Origin of the sequence: Vreelandella neptunia (genome assembly GCF_022489065.1) — a bacterium.
In the GTDB taxonomy this organism is placed as follows: domain Bacteria; phylum Pseudomonadota; class Gammaproteobacteria; order Pseudomonadales; family Halomonadaceae; genus Vreelandella; species Vreelandella neptunia_A.
The window spans coordinates 427,309-447,001 of record NZ_JAKVTW010000002.1 but is presented as its reverse complement, the minus strand read 5'-3'; the positions used below and the strand labels follow the sequence as shown (position 1 = coordinate 447,001).

The window sequence follows — 19,693 nt, the reverse complement described above, 5'->3', positions numbered from 1 at the left end:
CTGTAAACCCTTGTTCGATGCCATATTCAGCTGACATATTAAAAATATATTCCGAGTTTCGATTTAGTTTTAAAGTATCTTCCCAAAAAAAAGACGTTGAGGTTTTTGATGATTGATTAATTATAGGATCAGTGCGAAATAGTGATTGAGACTCATATAGCTCCACCCAAGCTTCAGGGTAATTCCCTATTATAACTGCCTCATCAACTTCGGAAGGGGCATATCCCAAATAGACATAACTAAAGTGAGTAATCCCTATTTTTTTAAATGCCCAAGAAAGCACATCCTTATACTCGTTTATACCACTACCAATATTTCCCTGAACTTCAGTGATAAGATGAATGCCATTATCGTGCATGGTTTACCCCCTCGCTAGAAACATAGTTTCTCTAACATATGACAGTAGATTTTCATTTCCAATTCCTGTCACTACATACTCATTGGCAACTTCCTTTACTCTACTAACTTATAAAAACTGTCGAAAACTTTGGGATTTTTATACTTTAACTCAAACAATAAGCTCAGAACCTGCGATTTTCAACGCTCCTCATCATTCACCTAAGACCATCTTAGCCCGAGCTCGGCAAATTCCGACCTATTACCCAGTGTGATCATGCGTGTGCCCCTTCGCCGAGTACGAATAAACATGTTATCGTCTGAGCTATTATCGTGGCCGTGATCTTTTACAGCCGCGCTCTAATAGAAAGCCATTTGAACAACTTCCAATGGTGTTGACAGCATGGTCACCTGACCTAATTCTTTCTGGCACATGAAGCACCGTGCCTGCCTCCCAAAGTCCAGTATGGCGCAGTTCTTACACCTGGTAGGGCGTTGTCTAATGCCCACCATGTAAAAACACCCGCTTCGCCCACTGCAGCTGACAGCGCTGCTGGCCTAGCAGTTGAAACAGTTTCCATAATTTTCCGCTCTTTTTCTTGTAATTCTAGATTAGCACTTAAATCTACTTATGACTCATATAAACACCGTTGGCCTTGGTCAGGAAGCCACTAATTTGCTGAGAACTCCATTAATGCATCAATTGATCCGTGACCCAGTAAATCAGGCTTGGCAGTCGCTTCGTCACTTTCCAGGCAGTATGTCTGCGCTGATTACTTACTGATTGGACATGATAACCATGGGCCAGACCATTGCACTGTATCTCTCAACTATTGGTGATACTGTGGATGCCAATGACTTTGGCTATCTGTCGTTAGCTGATGCAGGTCTCCCCCATAGGTGATTTTTTTTAACGTTGGATCTGGATAAGTCATTGCCATCCCATGCTTTGCTTTATTAGGCAAGGAAGTGAAAATATCGGTGTTAATCCTCCTACCTCTACCCTGTAACTCAATGTTCTGCAGTTATCCCATGCATTCAAGCCACTAAAGATTTATTTATCAAAGCTTAGCAGAGAGCAACGCTATATTAGGAGAGATCACTACCGATTAATAGCGAGATTAGTGAGCTTTGATTCTAAACATGACTGCTCCGAATGATGAGATAGCTGCGAAAGCTTGGCCGTTAGACTTTATAGGAAAGCCGTGAGAGAAGATTACTCAAAGTATAAACGGCGAAAAAACAGAGTCCATGGGGTATTAATAAGCATTTCGAGCCATTTTAAAGCCACATAGCTGAGCAAAGGTACTTTTAGTAAAAGCCTAGGAGTGGAATTGAATATTTGCTGAGTAGGCTAAATAACCATACTCTTACATATAGAAAGAATATACATAAAAGTCTGCTTGTTAGCTCTGTAGGCAGCAACCTACCTTTAAATGGCGTGATCTTGAGGAAGCAGCAATACTTGAGGTATGTTGATCCTAGAAGGAAGGGTGGCGATCATTAAGGCGATTTGCGCAACGTCGCGTGGCTCAAGTGGCTGGCCTATACCACGAGATTTTGCTGGATGCTGCTCACTATCACGATGAAGCTCAGTAAGCACCAACCCAGGAGCTATGCACGATACTCTTATGGGCGTACCAGCAAGCTCAATTCTTAAGGCTTCTGATAATGCCTCGATAGCATGCTTAGTACCTGCATAACCTCCAGCAGTCGGCCGAACCTTTCCACCCATAACACTAGTAGTATTGATAAGATGTCCATTACCCGCCGCCTTAAAATGCTTAAGAACTGTGTAGATAAGTCTATAATTTGCTTCAACATTTATGCGAGCCATTTCACATAATTTCTCAATATCTACCTCTTCAATTGTTCCTACATGGTTCACACCCGCATTATTAACTACAACATCTACCCTGCCAAATTTATTCAACGCTTCACTCAATAGTTGTATTGGAACGCTCGCATCGGTTATATCGCCAAATAGGTATACACAGTTACCAAGCTCGGAGGCTAGTTCAGCAAGTCGATCTTTCCTCCTACCATGCAATACAAGCATGGCCCCTTCTTCGGAAAACAACCGGGCCGTTTCTCGGCCTATACCGCTCGATGCACCGGTGATGATAGCAACTTTCCCGATCAGCTTCATTTTGTTAATTTCCCCTATACTGGGATTGGTAATCACATCTTCACATTGAACATCTTTCCAGTAAAATTCAATCTTTGCAACGTGGATCAGTGAAACTCGTAAATCATAAATAGGAGGTACACGTGAGTGAGACACAAATTAGCCTGACAAGCTGCTATCCATGCTCTGGCGTTGATTCCCAAATTCTCCTCGAATGCTCTAATGAATACTTCGCCACCAACCTACGCTTTAATGATGACTTGCATTATGAAGTGTTAGAAAAATTAATCGAACCTTCGGCGAGTGGCATTATCGTATCATCAGGTCAGGCTGCGTTAGCTCTGGCTTTAATCACACTTCGAATATCAGGCCATCGATCCATAGGTATCGACGAGATGTCCTACCCTCATGCTATAACGCTTTGCAGTTCGTTAGGCTTTAAAATATTCAAATTGAAGGAAAATAATAACACTGGGGAGTTTGAACGCTTAATCAAATACGGCTGCCGCCTTTTTTACCTAATGCCACAAATGCATAATCCGCGTGGAACGTATCTATCGTCAATTGAAGTGCAAAATATTGCATCTTTAATTGAAAGATCCGGGTCAATAGTAATAGAAGATGCTGCATATGCACATATCTCCAACAACCAATCAAGCTTTCTTGATTATCTTAAAAATCAGACTTTTAAAATCAAAAGCCTAACAAAAATGATCTCAAATCGCTTGCACGCTGGACTGTTAGAATACCCTTCGCTTTATAAAGAAATTGTACTTAAAACGAGGACTCGGTATGGTTTTGGAGTTTCACCACATTCGATATGCGTAATCAACTGCATTATTAAAAAGGGATTGTTAGAGCGCTTGATTGAAGCCAAGAGACAGGAAGGCTTCGTTAGGAAAAAATTAGCATTTGACCTTGCTGGCATAACCGTAACAAATGGTTGGTACTCAATGGTAGAACTCCCTTGCGAAGGAAGTACTTTCACACGTGCATTACGTGCGTATGGAGTTACAGTTTCCCCAGGCAGCGCTTTTCATATTGACAGCGCACCGACAAATAGTATTAGAATTTCACTAGGAGGAGAGACAAATCGAAGCCGATTGGCAGAAGGTCTTCGACGGTTGGGCAAACTTCTCAATAACTATCACAACAGTATTGAGTGAAGAATTTTGCTTCAAGAATGAACTTTGGGTGCAGACTTGGTGATTAACTTTAGGAACCGCTGCATAAATACGGCCGTTGCTGCTTAAGTGCCACCGGCAGGGTAAAATAGGGATTTCCACTGTCCGACAGAGTTTCCGATGAAGCAGATCTCGTTTGCTCAGGTTGAGCACCAGAACAAGAAGAAGGTCACTCGCCGGGAACGGTTCCTGGCCCAGATGGATGCCCTAATGCCATGGCAACGCCTGATCGAGGCGTTGTCGCCGTCTTACTTCCCTAAATCGGCGGGCAAGCGCGGTCGGCCACCGATTGGTCTGGAACGGATGTTGCGGGTCTATTTCCTTCAGCAATGGTACGGACTGGCCGACGAAGCGCTTGAAGATGCCATCTATGACAGCCAGGCCATGCGTGACTTCATCGGTATCGACCTTGCCATCGAGAGTGTTCCCGACGCGACCACGTTGCTTCGCTTTCGCCATCTGCTGGAGAAGTATGCCCTGGCCCAACGGATCTTCGAGGAGATCAACGCCAGCCTGGCCGAACAGGGCCTCTTCATGCGCGAGGGCACTATCGTTGACGCCACCATTGTGGCGGCGGCGCCTTCCACCAAGAACAAAGCTAAGCAACGTGATCCGGAGATGAAGCAAACCCGGAAGGGAAATCAATGGTTCTTCGGGATGAAGGCCCATATCGGCGTCGATGCCGTGACTGGGCTGACCCACAGTGTGGTCGCCACCTCAGCTAATGTCGCCGATGTCACCATGGCGGGGCATCTGGTCCGAGAGGATGACAAACGGATATACGGCGACGCGGGGTATCTCGGTATGGCGAAATACCTGGGTGAAGATACGCAGGATCCGGAGACTCGGTGCTGTGCTGCTGTCAGACGCGGCGCGATTAAGAAAATGGAAGACAGCCGGAAGAAAACGCTGCTGCTGGCCTTCGAAAAGACCAAAGCCAGTATCCGCGCCAAGGTCGAGCATCCGTTTCATGTCATTAAGAACCTGTTTGGCTATCGCAAGGTTCGCTACAAGGGGCTGACCAAGAACCAAGCGCAGTTGTTCAGCCTATTTGCGTTGGCCAACCTAGTACTGGCTGGACGAGGCCAGAAACACGCTCATGGGGTTAGTGTGTCTTGAAATCCGGCCTGGCAGCCGGAAACACGGCAGTCCGGTAAAAAAGCCACCGACAGTGGCTAAATAGTGATCGCGGAGACAATACTCGGGCCACATTGACCGCTTCAGTTGCCCAGAGATGAATTGTTCAGCGCTTCCTTTACGACATCACAAGGATTAATTGAAACTAGATTGACCTCCTCAAACAGAGCTATATCGTATAAGGCGAGTAAATTGCCTTGTAATACTGCAATAGCTGTAATGCAATACCGCCATTCGGCAAATGAAAGCTAAGCTCGGCAGCTCTGTCCGTTACGGCTAGCTAGGCATACTTGCGCCGTCAGCGTCAAAAGAGAAAACCCTCCATCTTAACAGCTCCTAAAGACCGCCCAAGGACTCGCTCAGTATATCTTTACCCTCCCCATTGGACGTCGCCGCCTTGCCAAATAAAAACTTTGCGAGTGTCAATGTCACCCTCGAATAGTGTCACTGCTTGACCACTTATTGACTATGCAGCCGGTATGGATACGTTTAAAGGAGCAGCGCAATATAAAAAGCAGAGGTAGTTAGTTCATTATTTTTAGTGGCGATCAGACCTTCAATTACAAAGATCGCCACTACAAGGTGCCATACACTGTTCGCCCAAGTAACTCCGTATCGCCCGTGCTGCGCCCACCGCCGGTTAGGCTTCAGCTCTGTAGGCCCCACTTTGAGATAGCTAAACTCAATGCTGCCTGCCATCGATAGGTACGGAAGCCACCATCGATGCCTAGAAAGACAAGCACCACTGGAAAATAAGTTAATATTCTATAGACCGAACAGTTAAGCACTAAATTACTTTGAATACCCAAGCACTTCCATTATAGATACAGGCTATGTCGATCAATCAACAATTGACGATCGCAAGCCACCATGTATGGAATCAGAGCGTGAAAAATTCTTTCTCGCGCTGCTCCACTTATCCAACTATCCTCGTCACCAACTGCTTCAAGCATAGCTCTCATGACATAATCTATATTTGGGTTAATTGGGGTAGTATAAGAATGGCTAATTATTGATCGCAAGGCCTCGCGCAGATGATCATGATTGTCACATGGTGTGCGAATACCGAGATTTGAACTCATGTAGTCGACATAGCCGTGTTCTCCCTCAAGCAGTAGTAACATTGCTTGATACAATCCTGTCAAGTGAACCTGCGTAAACCAAGTGCGTCCACTTCGTGTGCTATTGTAAAAATTCTGAAGAGTTTGCAGAGTGCACAATATGCCAAGTTCTCGAAAATGCTCTGCATCCATTAATGATACGTGGCGCACATCGATATAGGCTTCTTCACTACTCCAGAATTGAGTTGCACGGATCATACGTTTACGAGTAGCGAGCGGATGCAACCAGTTGCGCCAATCTCGGCTGACCTGCAGTACTCGCCAACGCCCAACAGCAGGTAACAGCTCACTTACTAACCATTGATAAACCACATTGCAAGACCAACCAGCATTATTGAATGGCTTATATTCAAGCTTTGGTGGTTCCCACAGGATTGCAACTTGATCATTGCTACAAAGCCCAGCAATGGTTACGCCAGAAAGAACCCCAGAGTATCCAGAGGCAGAAACTGGCATCAATCTGTCTGGAGCACTGTGGAACATATGCCATTCAGAAGTGCCGTTATTAGTGTCGTGGGCGTTGGCAAACTCGGTCATTAATGCCCAAACCCAGCCCTTAACCTTGCATACAGCCACCCTAGTGCCCAGCCAGCTCACGAATGGAAAATTTTTCGCCTCCCACTGGGCTTCTATCTCCCGGAGGCTTTTTAAGTATGCCTTTGATAATTCATCCGCAACACTTGCAATTTCATGAGTAGCATACTCTGACAGAAAAAATCGGCAATTTTTCAAATCTATAATGTGATTGTTTTTTTGTTGGCCAGCAATCCCCTGAAAAAAAGGGCGAAACTTAGTTAACAGAGGCTCACCATCATTACCCAAGAAGCGATTTAATAGCCATGGCTGATTCAAGGCGACTATAACTCCTTCGGTATCTGGGCTTTTAATCGAGACAATTGCAGAGCCGGGATACTCCTCAGATGAAGGTAGCAGAGCTGTTACATCGATACATTGCTGGCTTAATGACCAGCATCTACCATTAACATGTCGTGTAGTAAGCTCATCTTTACTAACTATTTCGTTAGCCAAAAAACCTAGTGCCAATTCTGAAATATTATTACGTGGATCAGTCACGGCTTTAAGTAATGCTTCGTGAAAACCTACTTTTTGCATCCATTGGTTGCAGTACTGTTGGACGTCAGGACCAGAAAAGAAACGAGTTAGTACGTCAGGAGCACTCTTCATTTTTTCCGTAAGATGTTCTGCAGTCCATAGATCAGCCTCGATCCCTCTGTCTAACAATTTTTGGCGGGCAACAACCCAGTGACGATCGAGAGATTTAGTACCTTCTTGTGCCAAAATCAAGGTGAAACATTCTGCAGTTTCTGCCCATTCATTGTTAAGGAAACGATCTACTGCTTCCGTCAATGCACCCCCGTTGAAATTTCGCCAACATTTGCACTCAAACACTAATAGACGATCTTTACGTACACTATCAAACGCAAAGATATCAATGCCATGTTGCGATAACCTTCCCTTATTGCCTAAACGTTGACAGCCTGTCAGTGTGTGATCTTTTTGCAATAACCACCAGCACATTTGCTCAAACGGTTCAGGATACATGCCCTCAAAAAACAGCGTATTTGATGTTTTAGGTGCAATATAATGTTGAGGGATTATGGGGGCATCAGGCTTTAGGTGTTTTCCCCACTCTTGGGGTAAATTGTCATAGTTATTCATGGGCTCTAACCATTACTTAAAAAAAGAAAACATGCCTAAAAAATTTAATTAAGTCGAATAGATAAACATGGAATTCCTCAAAAAAGCGCTAATTTATCATCCTGGCTTATCGCGTTCTGAGTGATCTTTTCTATAAATCAGAACCACTCGCTCAATGAGATTTTCCAGATTGTGCCGCTTATGCACATATTCATAATCGACAAGGTGAACGGCTCCTAGCTGGCAGATAGAGCACTACAAACAGGAGCGTTTGCTCCGCTAAACTATCATCCTAGATGGCGAACTCCCCTGACCATGACAACAGGCTACTATTACGGTGCACGAAGTCGACGAACAGAAAGACCTCACTGCGTTTTTTACCGTATGCGAGCGAGTGATTCTTAATCGCGAAATAGAGTAAATATAAGGCTTTGACTAGGTACTCGGGTAAGCCTACTAGCCGAAATATACCATCCACGTGTTACTGTTTTACGCTTATATTTCCCAACCATTTTTTAATAAGCGACGTGGCCTGGAATGCCGTCTGCTCTGACCGATCATCGTCGGCAATATTACTAAGTTCTTCGTGAAACTCATTGGGAATGCACCTGGCAAGGCTGGCGATCCGCTTAATAGCGGACGCATAACTTACATGCTGCTGAGTTCGTGGAACCTTGCAAGCTTGATCCAATAAACCAAGCGCGATGGCAATATCACGCGTTGCGCCTCCAAACGCTCCGAGGACGATCAGAGGTTTCCCCGCTTCGAGTGCCAAGATCGCCTCTTCGACAATCCCAGGCATTGCACCATCGTAAATATCGAGAGGGTCGGCTAATATGCCCATTTTGCCGCCTATGATTACGCGCGCATCGCAGCACTCAGCCATTTTACGCCGCGCAGTGCTGTAAGCATGAGTGGTCAATGCATAAGGTACCTCAGCAAACCAAGCGGTAAGCTGCGCATCATTTTGAACAACTCTTCCGTCAAGTCGGATTCCGCCACCGCCCAGGCGAGCGTTGAAGAATGCATCTCCTCTTGCGATCTTTGTTTGTACTACGCCACGTCCTTCATTCAAGGCCTCATGGAGATGCTCATAGGTTGTGTTTCGCGCAACAGGCTCGGGAATAAAATGATGGAATGGCGTTTCGCGCATGCCAGCATAGGCTCCCGCAAGGTGACGGAAAATTTTAAAGGTATAACCATTTGGATCGAGATTTCCTCCGTATCCGATCTCAGCACCAGCACGGACTAAAGCGGTGCAGATTGTAAGAACCGCTCTATCAATCTCGCGCTGAGGAAATCCAAGCCGCGCACGGTCAGGCGCATCACTAACTGAAAGCGCAATGAGTCGTTTATTAAGCTCACTCATGTAATTTCTCCCAGCGTGACCAGACGAGTCGTAGGTGCGACGGCTGCAAGCGCACGCTCCACAAGAGCGGCTTCGATATCGCCAAGCGGCGGATCAGGATAGACAATAAGGTCAGGGAGACTATCGCGATGTATGATGTCAAAAAGTTCAGGAGGCCGTGTTAACACTAGCGTATTGTTCGGTGAAGCCACCGAAGCTTGTTGTTCGAAGAGATCGCAGCGCAATCCTTCTGACATCGTTTCTACTAATAGAGGCTCGATCCAGCTTGGATCTTCTGGGTTTGGTTTCACCCGCACTCGCGGTAAATTGGCGCCATAAGGGTAGGTACGGCTTATTCGCTTGCCGCCGATATCCGCGAGTACGATCGGGCGCCGCCAGCGCTTAGCTTGTGTGAGTTCGAATACACACCAAGGTCGTGATTCATATACGTCAGAAACGATTGCCAAGAGAGTGCCTCTGGCGATTTCTTCATTAAAGCGACCTTCATAATTCTCTCCCGGCATAAGTTCAGTTGCATCATAGAATGTTTCGAGCGGCACACCTTCTTTGGTTGTATTGATAAAGTCGACAATTGCACGCGCGCTCTGGTCACCGTCTGTTTTGGCGTGACTAACGAAGATAGGCTCCTTTTGGGTTTTACCGGCTAATTTGCGTAAATGTTCACGCACGCAGATAAGGATTAGCAACAACAAGCGCTGATCCCGTGCGTCATCGTTGACAAGCTCGCACCATTTATTGCGTCGCTGATACTGGATGCAGTCATTCGCATCCTTATCTAAGGGCTTTTCACCGGTTATACTGCCGAACGGGACGTAAATATCTTCCCCTCCCCGCTTGATGATCTCTTCCCTCAGATTAGATACCCAGCTATTCCACGCAAAACGATGGTCGTACATTTCTTCGTCATGTAAAAGAATAATGACATTATGACGCGCACGCGCGAAATCAATCGAGCGCGGAAGGGGCGTTTCACTTACCCAAGGAGTACTAGAAAATCTCACTGGCACACGGTATGCAACACCGTCACGCTCCATCCCGATACCATCAAAATGACATGAGATCTGTTCGGCAATACGCGCCCCTTCGGTTGATTGATGATCCCAAACAATATGGAGCCGCAATAAATCAATCATTGATAATACCTTTCTCTCTTTTATAGTAGGTAAATACCTTACGCATATCTACATGCTTATGCGCCGTTGCCCATAAACCTTTTTCGTGCACTACTAAACAGTCCGATGAGCCTCTGTAAGCTCCCCGAAGTCAAAAAATTTCTATTCAGAGCAAAAATTTATATATATTTCAAATATTTAAAATAATTAACAGCAGAAAAATAAAGGACACTACTCACAATATAGTGACCGATTATAAATCATTGAAATTTCATCTTATAGATACCATTATTATGTCTTAATTATAATGTCAATAATGGATGTTATCATGTCTCGCCGTCGCCACATTTTTATTAGCCATCATCACGCCGATGACGCTCACGTTTCTCGCCTAACGCAAATGCTTGGGCGTAATAGCTACGAAATCCGTAACAGCTCAATCAGAGCAAAGCCAGCTAACCAGCGTCGCATCGATGAAGGACGCATTTCAGATCAAACCCTTAAACGCTTATTGCGCATGAAAATGGCTTGGGCATCGACTGTAGTGGTGTTGGTAGGTAAAAATACCCACAACCGACCTTGGGTCGACTGGGAGATAAATAAAGCGAACCAGCTTGGTAAGCGGATTGTTGGTGTTTTCGAGCGCGGCGGTACAGATAATGATGTACCTGACGCTTTCAAGGACTATGGTGATGCTCTTGTTAGCTGGAACTCCAATAATATAATCGACGCCATTGAAGGTAGATGCGATCCTTTTGAAAATCCTGATGGCACGCCACGTCAGCCAGATAGTAATTTTCCTCATACTAACTGTGGTGGCAGATGAACAACGTCTATATTTACGCCGTGAGTTATGACCTTGGTTTCGCGCCCAACCCGTTCAATGGCCTTTGTAGCCTAGCTTGCTGTAAGCCTAATATCCGCGAAAGAGCTCAATGTGGCGACTGGATAATTGGATTGACCGGCGTCAAGTTAAACCCTGCGCTGCGCTGCGTCTTCGCGATGATAGTGACACAGGAAACTAACTTTGATGATTATTGGGGTGCCCCTGATTTTGCAACACGGCGCCCGGTACGTAATGGGACGCCGAAAAAATTGGTTGGTGACAATATTTATCATCGAGAGGCACGAACTTCGCCGTGGCTTCAGGAAAATTCCGTACATAGCCAAACTGATGGAGCACAATGTCCACTCAACACTGCGCATGACACGCGGGTAAACAGGGTCTTATTATCAAATCATTTTTTATATTTCGGCTCAATGGCTCCATCATTACCGCAACCAATTCTCGATGCTTTAAGTTATAAACGAAATCCACGCGACTATCGCCGTTACAGTTCGGCTCAAGCCAAGCCACTAACGGATTGGCTTGAGCCGCAGATTGCTAAACATCCAAACCAAGTTCTCGCAGATCCGATAGATTTTTCCTCAAGCTGGAAGCGGTTCTCACAAGAGCACCAACGTATGGTTTAACTCTGCTGCAAAGGGTCTAGAAGGTGGTTTCTATAAGAGGGCAATCTCTATAATGTCATCATATCGCAACATTAGCTCTGCGGTCGTCAGCAGTGTCCGTGAGCTTTTGCTAGACGGAGCCGAAGTCGTTGTTAAAGGACGTCTTACAAAGGAGTTGATCGCAAAAAAAACTCGGTTAGCGCAACCATTAGAACGCTACTTGTTTGTGCCAAGACGCAACAATGACATCGTTGCACAATTCGCTGAAAGCATGTGGGTTCTCGCAGGCCAAAACGATATAGGCTGGCTTTCCAAGTATCTTCCTCGGGCACCACTTTTCTCCGATGATGGTAATACATGGAGAGGAGCGTATGGACCTCGTCTAAGGCGCTGGGGAAACATCGACCAGATAGATGCAGTGCGAAAGATTTTGTTGGCAGATCGAGCAAGCCGTCAAGCTGTGATGACATTGTTCGATCCCGCCGTTGATTATGAGCCGTCAAAAGACATCCCTTGCAACAACTGGATCGGCTGGATCATCCGCGAAGACCGGCTACACATGTCGGTCGCGCTGCGTAGCAGCGACGTATGGTGGGGTTTTTCGGGAGCCAATGCGTTCGAGTGGAGTATTCTGCATGAGATGCTAGCTTACTGGGTGAATGCGGAGGTTGGTCAAGCCGACTATCTCGCAATGTCGTTTCACATTTATTCTGATTACTTTGAACGTGGAGGTCAGATGGTAACTGATTTCCATGGGCTTTCGCCTTACGATTTTGGCATAGGTCGCGCGCCTTTCGCGACACCGTGGGAAGAATGTCAGCTGAAACTAGAACGCTGGTTTGAGCTTGAGGCAAAAATTTCCGCACAGCCCGAAGCGCCGCTTGGAAGTTTTGGACAGGTTGGTGACCCGTTGCTAGATAGTGGTCTGACGTTACTTCATGTTGCACAGGCCCATAACACGTGGGGTGAAGAACGATTGGCCTATGAGCTGGCTCAGTTGCCTGCCCACGACCACGTGGCTGCATTGTACGAACGGTACTCGACTAAATATCCCGGCCTGTTGAAGGCGATTCCACAACAGCCTATTGCCGATTTCTTCGCTGCAAGTTCACGCAGAAACACAGATATAGTTAGCGATTTTAAGGTGGCTTTGAAGAAATTGCATGTTGAGAAGGATCGCGCATATGGTGGGGCATGGAAGAAACGGGGTGAGTTGGTTAGTATTCAGCCAAACATTGCGCGTAAAGTGGATCGCCTTGACACGCTCTTGATGTCCGGTGTGGGCCTGGCCGGCGAGACGGAGTTAGATACTGCCGTAGATCTTCTTGTTTACGTAGAAAAATACCGCCTTTTCCTTGCCGAGACTCTGCCTCCCGGTGTGCTGTTGTCGGAAAATGCACCCATCCCACTCAGTAGCCACGAACAAAATTTCGACACTTTGATCGACCGGCTTGAGCTTAAATTATCCACTCGCCCACTTGCAGAGATTATTGAGGATGTGAAAAAAGCATTTGATGCCTGTTGGCATGGGGCTGAAAGCTATGCTGTTCCACAAGAAAGACTAGTGCTCGCAACCAGACTATCTGAATACTCGATCGAATTGCTCTCATTGCTTATCCATAGCAATAGGCAGGCCCTGAATACCTTTCTCCAACCAGCAGCAGTCGTATGAGTCCCGAAGATATTTACAAACTCAAACTAAGGATGCGCGAAGCTGTTGCTCAACGTCAGCCAGGCTCGCGAGTGGCCATTGCCGGATGGTCTTCGGCTGCCTTCGAGGTTGCAGCTGACCCCGTATTCATCTCAGGTGCGGCAGAGCTAATTGGCATCTTTTCCGGAAATGGTGGAGCGGCAGTAAGAACCCTCGAAGAGCTACCCGCCCACCATCCAGATATTTTAGTCGTCGCCGAGGATGCCGGTAAGGAGCCAATACTCGAAGCTATCGCATTGACGCTTCCGGCCGAGACAAAGATCGTTATTGGCGGCTTCTCGCATTTTGAATTCAACGATCCTGTTTTTGAGGAAGTCAGGCGTGACCTTTTCATTCCTTCCTTTGCCAATGGCTATCAGCATTGCCTCGTCCATATTTTTCAATGCTTGCAGAACGCTCAACGACGTGGACTCAAGGGGTGCGTTGCGGAGTTCGGCATGTTCAAAGGTGGCACCACCATGCTGATCTCGCGCTTCATTAATGCTCTTGGAGCCGACTGGAAGGTATACGGCTTCGACACATTCGACGGCTTTCCTGCGAAACGTAGCTCGCTTGATATGTACCGCCATCCTGATTGCGTATTTCTTGATGTGGACATGGTTAGAGCGGTCTTCTCCGGTCGAAACGTGGAGGTGGTCGAGGGTGACGTAGTGGAAACCGTAACGCGTCTTGCAACCGAAGACTTAGTGCTTTCTTTCGTGGATACTGACAATTTTACGTCGGCAGAAGCGATAATTCGTGTTATAGCGGATCGGACCCAAGTCGGAGGGGCGATTATTTTTGACCATTGGACAGGACACGAGCGCCATCTCGACACGATAGGCGAAAGAATAGCAGCAAAAAAGCTCGCTAATGATACTCGTTACTTCAATCTTCACGGCACAGGTGTATTTTTGAGACAACTATGACCAAGCCTATGAAACACTTTACTCGTCGCACTCCTCCCAAAATTCGCGAGAATGTTTACGACCTGTACTGGACATTCGCTTCACGCCGGCAAGCTATTTTCGAGGCGCGACTACGCGGGCAAAGCCAATCTTGGACATCCGATCCTATCCTTCAGACTTATAAGTTCTGTAATGTATTCCGGGCAGCTGATCGCGTATCCCAGTTCATGATCAGGGATGTGGCGTATGGGCAGCATGCTGAAACCACTGCACATGACAGAGTGTTTCAGATCACTGCCTTTCGCACCTTCAGCAATATCGCTACTTGGAAGTCTTTAACCAATGAACTTGGCGGTGCACCATGCCTCCAACATCTGCGCTCAGGAGAATTCGAACGAGCTCTTGAGCGAGTCAAGATACAGAATGGAGGACTCTACACTGGTGCATTTATCCTCTGCGCTAATAAGGCATTCGGTTTTGATGAAAAGCACCGCAATCACGTTGCGTTGTTTAAACACATGTTCCTCGATCATGCCTGTGCCGAAAAGATTCTTCAGGCATCATCGCTAAAAGCCGTGGTCGACATATTACAGAGCTTTCCGCTCATGGGCCCTTTTATGGCCTACCAGACGTCGATTGACCTAAACTATTCCGATCTGATCGACTTCAACGAGAACGACTATACCCAGGCAGGCCCAGGTGCGCTGCGTGGACTAAAGAAGGCTTTTACCGATTTTGGAGATTACTCGCCAGCAGACATAATTCTTTGGATGGTTGACCGTCAAGAGCATGAATTTTCACGCCTTGATTTGCCTTTTCACGGCTTGTTCGGTCGAAAGCTACACGGTATCGACTGCCAAGGGCTATTTTGCGAACTCGACAAATATTGTCGCGAAGCAGTGCCAGAGTTGACCAGCGCACGCAAGCGAATTAAAGCAAAATATTTAGGCGCGAAAGGCAATATCGATCTCTTTTTCCCGCCGAAGTGGCAGCTTGTTTCATCAGAAATCATTCACGAATCGGGCGTACGATCAGATGCGCGAGAAGGTTCAAGGACGAAAACCTTGTTTCGTGATTCAGTCAAAAACGCTCGTGATGGCTTTGTCACAGCTGATTTATTCGCTTAAAAAAATGAGTTCTAGCGTGACATCTATCGACGAGCCAATGACTTGGCCCCATAGAGAGCGCCAAGCCTAGCCTTTACTAAATTTTAACTAGCTTTAGATATTTAGCGTGGCTAGTTCAGCGATGTACATGGGTACTATGCTATACGCTCGAAGACTCAAACTTTTAAGAAATTCTAAGAGGATTTTCTGATAAACATCTCACTTATAAATAACATTGTTTCTTACAACACCATGCTTATTTATCCTTAGCTCCTCCTATCACTCAACGCTACATGGCTTAAATTTAGCTTGCAAATTTAAACAACTAAGCCCGCAATTACACGGGCTTAGATGCTATTGAATGCCAGTTAGTGCCAGCTACTGCCTAACGTCCATTCACTCCCACTCAATCGTAGCAGGCGGCTTACTACTAACATCATAAGTCACCCGTGAAACCCCTTCCAACTCATTGATAATCCGGTTAGAAACCTTCTCCAGCAGCTCATAGGGCAGGTGCGCCCAACGGGCTGTCATGAAGTCGATGGTTTCTACCGCGCGTAGTGCGATGACCCATTCGTAGCGGCGGCCGTCGCCGACTACGCCTACCGATTTCACCGGCAGGAACACAGCAAACGCCTGGCTGGTTTTTTCGTACCAGCCGGAGGCACGTAGCTCTTCGATGAAGATGGCGTCGGCATCGCGGAGGATATCGGCGTACTCTTTCTTCACTTCGCCCAGAATACGCACGCCCAGGCCGGGGCCAGGGAATGGGTGGCGGTAGACCATGTCGTAGGGCAAGCCGAGTTCCAGGCCGAGTTTGCGCACTTCGTCTTTAAACAGTTCGCGCAGCGGCTCGACCAGCTTGAGCTTCATGGTTTCCGGCAGGCCACCGACGTTGTGGTGGGATTTGATCACGTGCGCTTTGCCGGTTTTGGAGGCGGCGGACTCGATCACGTCCGGGTAGATGGTGCCCTGGGCCAGGAAGTCGACGCCGTCGATCTTGCTGGCCTCTTCATCGAATACGTCGATGAAGGTGTTACCGATGATTTTGCGCTTGGCTTCCGGGTCTTTCTCGCCTTTCAGCTTGCCGAGGAACAGGTCTTCGGCGTCTACGCGGATCACCTTCACGCCCATGTGCTTGGCGAAGGTTTCCATGACCTGGTCGCCTTCCGCTTTACGCAGCAGGCCGTTGTCGACAAATACGCAGGTCAGCTGGGTGCCAATCGCTTTGTGCAGCAATGCTGCAACTACTGAAGAATCCACCCCGCCGGAAAGGCCAAGCAGTACGTGGCGGTCGCCCACTTGCTCGCGCACGCGCTGTACCTGGTCTTCGATGATTTGTGCGGGCGTCCACAGCTTTTCGGCTTTACAGATATCCAGCACGAAGTGCTCAAGAATGCGCTGGCCCTGCAGGGTGTGGGTCACTTCCGGGTGGAACTGTACGCCGTAAAACTGCTTCTCTTCCCAGGCCATCGCGGCAATCGGGCAGCTCGGCGTGGAGGCGGTCACGGTGAACGCGTCAGGGGCTTGGGCCACCTTGTCGCCGTGGCTCATCCATACGTCCAGCAGGGCTTTGCCGCTTTTCGCGTCTACGTGGTCTTTGATGTCTTTGAACAGCGCGTTGTCTTCGTCGATCTGAATCTGTGCGTAGCCAAATTCACGCTGGTTGGAGCCTTCAACCTTACCGCCTAACTGCTCGGCCATGGTTTGCATGCCGTAGCAGATGCCAAACACCGGCAGGCCCATTTCAAACACGCACTGCGGCGCACGCGGGGAGTCCAGTTCCGTTACGGATTCCGGCCCACCGGCCATGATAATGCCGTTGGGGTTGTACTCGCGGATCTCTTCTTCGGTGATATCAAACGCGCGGACTTCGGAGTAAACGCCGATCTCGCGAACACGGCGGGCGATCAGCTGGGTGTACTGCGAGCCGAAGTCGAGAATCAGAATCTTATGGGCGTGAATGTCACTCATGGCGGGGTCTCGGTTAAGCGGTGTGGGTGCCGCTGGTAAGGCCAAAAAGCAAGCGGCGGGGCAATGCCCGCCGCGCCATATAACTAATCTTGCTGGTTAGCTCACCCGGTAGTTGGGAGCTTCTTTGGTGATCTGCACGTCGTGAACGTGGGATTCGGCCATACCAGCGCCGGTGATTTTGACAAACTCTGGCTTGGTACGCATTTCTTCGATGTCGTGGCAGCCGGTGTAGCCCATAGAGGCGCGCAAGCCACCTAGCATTTGGTGCACGATAGCCGTCATCTGGCCTTTATAAGGTACGCGACCTTCAATGCCTTCCGGCACCAGCTTTTCAACCCCTTCGTCCTTGCTCTGGAAGTAGCGGTCTGAAGAGCCTTGCGTCTGGGACATCGCGCCCATGGAACCCATGCCACGGTAGGCTTTATAAGTACGCCCTTGGAACAGCTCAACTTCACCCGGCGCTTCTTCCGTACCTGCAAACATGCTGCCCAGCATCACAGTGCTAGCGCCAGCGACGATCGCCTTCGCGATATCGCCAGAGTAACGTACGCCGCCATCGGCAATGAGCGGGATATTAAACGGTTCTAGCGCTTCGGCTACGTTGGCAACGGCGGTGATTTGCAGCACGCCAACGCCGGTCACAACTCGCGTGGTGCAAATAGACCCCGGGCCGATACCAACCTTAACAGCGTCTGCTCCGGCTTCAGCCAGCGCGACTGCGGCGGCAGCGGTGGCGATGTTGCCGCCAATCACCTGCAGGTCAGGATAGTGTTCTTTCACCCAGCGCACACGGTCGATGACGCCTTTGGAGTGGCCGTGGGCCGTATCGACAACCAGCACGTCAACGCCTGCTTCAACTAACGCCGCAATGCGGTCCGGCGTTTCAGGGCCGGTGCCCACCGCAGCACCCACCAGCAGACGGCCGTCGCTATCTTTAGCGGCCATGGGGTAGGTACGGGCTTTTTCGATATCTTGGAAGGTCACCAAACCGCGCAGGTGAAACTCATCGTCGACGATCAGCATTTTCTCGATGCGGTGTTCGCGCATTTTGGCTTTGCTGACTTCAAGCTCGGTGCCTTCGGCCACGGTGATCAGACGCTCACGCGGCGTCATGATGTCCGCTACGCTGTCGCCGTGGTTGGGCTGGAAGCGCATGTCGCGTTCGGTCACGATACCCACCAGGGTTTCGCCTTCTACCACGGGGAAGCCGGAGAAGCCGTATTCACGAGCCATGGCGAGCAGGTCTTCCAGCTTCGCTTTGGGGCTAACGGTGACCGGGTCTTTCACAATCACGCTTTCGTGCTTTTTGACCTTGCGCACTTCGGCTGCTTGCTGAGCCACCGCCATGCTCTTATGAATAATGCCAATACCGCCTTCCTGAGCCATGGCAATCGCCAAACGGGCTTCGGTAACGGTGTCCATCGCGGCAGAAACAAGGGGAATATTGAGCGAGAGATTGCGGGTCAGGCGAGTTTTGAGGCTGACATCCTTGGGTAGAACGTCGGAGAAGCCTGGAACGAGAAGTACGTCATCGAACGTAAGCGCTTCTTGGGCCATACGTAGCATAGCGGCAACACCCTGATTGAGAGGAAGTGGGGCGTGAAAGGTTAATCCCCTATTATAGCGTTTTGAGGGGTGCCCCAGCAATGCAGTGACGCTGTTAGACTTATACCAAATGCTAATGACGAATGCTGGTAGGCTGTTTGTCGGTTATTTTTTTCATCCAAAGGGGGCCTTTTGTCTCAAAAAATTATTGTTTACACCGATTACGTTTGCCCCTTCTGCCTGCTGGCTGAAGAGGCCATTGTTCAAGCAACCGACGGTATGGATGTAGAAATTCGCTGGCGGCCTTTCGAGCTGCGCCCTGCCCCGGTGCCTACGCTGAAAGTGGAGGATCCTTACTTGCCTAAAATATGGCAGGATTCGGTTTACCCCATGGCGGCAAAACTCGGCGTGCCCATTACGCTGCCCAATATTTCCCCCCAGCCGCGTACCGATAAAGCCTTTGAGGTGTTTGCCATGGCCGAAGAGCAGGGATTGGGTCACCCCTACTCCATGGCGGCCTTAAAAGCGTTTTTCCAGCAGGAGCGCGATATTGGCGATCCGGAAGTGCTGGCGGATATTGGTGAGTCAGTGGGCCTGGAGCGCCAAGCGGTGCTGGACGCCCTGGCCGAAGGCCGTTACCGCGAGCAGCACCAGGCGGCACAACGCCACGCGGTGGAAGAGGCGCGCATTCAGTCGGTGCCGACCTTGGTGATCGATGGCGAAGTGATTCAGGGCGTGCCCGACCCTGCGGCGTTAAAACGTTATTTATTAGAGCGGGCATAACCCTATGGCTTCCCCTACTCCCCAGGCACTCTCCGTCAGCCAACTCAACCAGCGCGCCAAGCAGACCCTTGAGCGCGATGTGGGCGAGGTGTGGGTAGAGGCAACTGGACTAGCGCCCCAAGCCCAGTTGTTTTTCGGAGACTACTCTATAGCGCTAGAAACCGCAGGTGCTTCACCGATTGGTTGAGT

Annotated in this window: 16 protein-coding genes; 9 read left to right on the top strand and 7 right to left on the bottom strand. The window is 48.6% G+C overall.

Translation table 11 applies throughout. From position 1 onward, the window contains the following. Both MLE19_RS06225 and MLE19_RS06220 read right to left on the bottom strand, forming a co-directional pair. The coding region (locus MLE19_RS06225; protein WP_240717191.1) for an autoinducer binding domain-containing protein at positions 1-358 on the bottom strand (358 nt) is incomplete at its 3' end. Positions 359-1,768: 1,410 nt separating this feature from the next. Next, the gene (locus MLE19_RS06220) at positions 1,769-2,620 is read right to left on the bottom strand and encodes an SDR family oxidoreductase (RefSeq protein WP_240717190.1); all 852 of its coding nucleotides are present in this window, start codon (positions 2,618-2,620) and stop codon (positions 1,769-1,771) included. Here MLE19_RS06220 and MLE19_RS06215 point away from each other — a divergent pair. After that, the gene (locus tag MLE19_RS06215) at positions 2,608-3,630 is read left to right on the top strand and encodes an aminotransferase class I/II-fold pyridoxal phosphate-dependent enzyme (protein WP_240717189.1); all 1,023 of its coding nucleotides are present in this window, start codon (positions 2,608-2,610) and stop codon (positions 3,628-3,630) included. The genes MLE19_RS06220 and MLE19_RS06215 overlap by 13 nt on opposite strands. A gap of 138 nt (positions 3,631-3,768) precedes the next feature. Beyond that, the gene (locus tag MLE19_RS06210) at positions 3,769-4,767 is read left to right on the top strand and encodes an IS5 family transposase (RefSeq protein WP_240717188.1); all 999 of its coding nucleotides are present in this window, start codon (positions 3,769-3,771) and stop codon (positions 4,765-4,767) included. Positions 4,768-5,603: 836 nt separating this feature from the next. On the opposite strand, the gene MLE19_RS06205 is transcribed toward MLE19_RS06210, so the two are convergent. The 3 genes from MLE19_RS06205 to MLE19_RS06195 all read right to left on the bottom strand — a co-directional run bounded on the left by MLE19_RS06205 (position 5,604) and on the right by MLE19_RS06195 (position 10,067). Continuing rightward, positions 5,604-7,586 carry a hypothetical protein gene (locus MLE19_RS06205; protein ID WP_240717187.1) on the bottom strand — a complete coding sequence of 661 codons (1,983 nt, stop codon included), beginning with the start codon at positions 7,584-7,586 and terminating at the stop codon, positions 5,604-5,606. 460 nt (positions 7,587-8,046) lie between these two features. Further along, complete coding sequence (locus MLE19_RS06200) at positions 8,047-8,934, bottom strand: hypothetical protein (protein WP_240717186.1); 888 nt, start codon at positions 8,932-8,934, stop codon at positions 8,047-8,049. Continuing rightward, the gene (locus MLE19_RS06195; protein WP_240717185.1) at positions 8,931-10,067 is read right to left on the bottom strand and encodes a toll/interleukin-1 receptor domain-containing protein; all 1,137 of its coding nucleotides are present in this window, start codon (positions 10,065-10,067) and stop codon (positions 8,931-8,933) included. Before MLE19_RS06195 ends, MLE19_RS06200 begins: the two co-directional genes overlap by 4 nt. 307 nt (positions 10,068-10,374) lie before the next feature. On the opposite strand from MLE19_RS06195, the gene MLE19_RS06190 reads away from it, so the two are divergent. The 5 genes from MLE19_RS06190 to MLE19_RS06170 are packed head-to-tail and all read left to right on the top strand — an operon-like array spanning position 10,375 to position 15,223. Further along, positions 10,375-10,872, top strand: a complete 498-nt coding sequence (locus MLE19_RS06190; RefSeq protein WP_240717184.1) for a TIR domain-containing protein — start codon at positions 10,375-10,377, stop codon at positions 10,870-10,872. Beyond that, positions 10,869-11,519 carry a hypothetical protein gene (locus tag MLE19_RS06185; RefSeq protein WP_240717183.1) on the top strand — a complete coding sequence of 217 codons (651 nt, stop codon included), beginning with the start codon at positions 10,869-10,871 and terminating at the stop codon, positions 11,517-11,519. Before MLE19_RS06190 ends, MLE19_RS06185 begins: the two co-directional genes overlap by 4 nt. 52 nt (positions 11,520-11,571) lie before the next feature. Beyond that, positions 11,572-13,170: a thymidylate synthase gene (locus MLE19_RS06180; RefSeq protein ID WP_240717182.1), complete on the top strand. Its 1,599-nt coding sequence runs from the start codon at positions 11,572-11,574 to the stop codon at positions 13,168-13,170. Next, positions 13,167-14,117 (top strand): TylF/MycF family methyltransferase, encoded by a 951-nt coding sequence (locus MLE19_RS06175; protein ID WP_240717181.1) that lies wholly within the window; start codon positions 13,167-13,169, stop codon positions 14,115-14,117. The genes MLE19_RS06180 and MLE19_RS06175 overlap by 4 nt, the downstream gene beginning before the upstream one ends. Further along, a complete protein-coding gene (locus MLE19_RS06170; protein WP_240717180.1) occupies positions 14,114-15,223 on the top strand; it encodes a nucleotide kinase domain-containing protein in 1,110 nt (369 codons plus the stop codon). The genes MLE19_RS06175 and MLE19_RS06170 overlap by 4 nt, the downstream gene beginning before the upstream one ends. A 375-nt stretch (positions 15,224-15,598) precedes the next feature. Here MLE19_RS06170 and guaA read toward each other — a convergent pair whose 3' ends face one another. Both guaA and guaB read right to left on the bottom strand, forming a co-directional pair. Then, positions 15,599-17,176, bottom strand: coding sequence for a glutamine-hydrolyzing GMP synthase (gene guaA, locus MLE19_RS06165; RefSeq protein WP_240717179.1), 1,578 nt, complete (start codon positions 17,174-17,176; stop codon positions 15,599-15,601). A gap of 96 nt (positions 17,177-17,272) precedes the next feature. After that, complete coding sequence (guaB, locus tag MLE19_RS06160) at positions 17,273-18,742, bottom strand: IMP dehydrogenase (protein ID WP_240717178.1); 1,470 nt, start codon at positions 18,740-18,742, stop codon at positions 17,273-17,275. 171 nt (positions 18,743-18,913) lie between these two features. On the opposite strand from guaB, the gene MLE19_RS06155 reads away from it, so the two are divergent. Further along, positions 18,914-19,504: a DsbA family oxidoreductase gene (locus MLE19_RS06155; RefSeq protein ID WP_240717177.1), complete on the top strand. Its 591-nt coding sequence runs from the start codon at positions 18,914-18,916 to the stop codon at positions 19,502-19,504. Between the two features lie 4 nt (positions 19,505-19,508). Then, positions 19,509-19,691 (top strand): hypothetical protein, encoded by a 183-nt coding sequence (locus tag MLE19_RS06150; RefSeq protein ID WP_240717176.1) that lies wholly within the window; start codon positions 19,509-19,511, stop codon positions 19,689-19,691. Positions 19,692-19,693 lie beyond the last annotated feature (2 nt).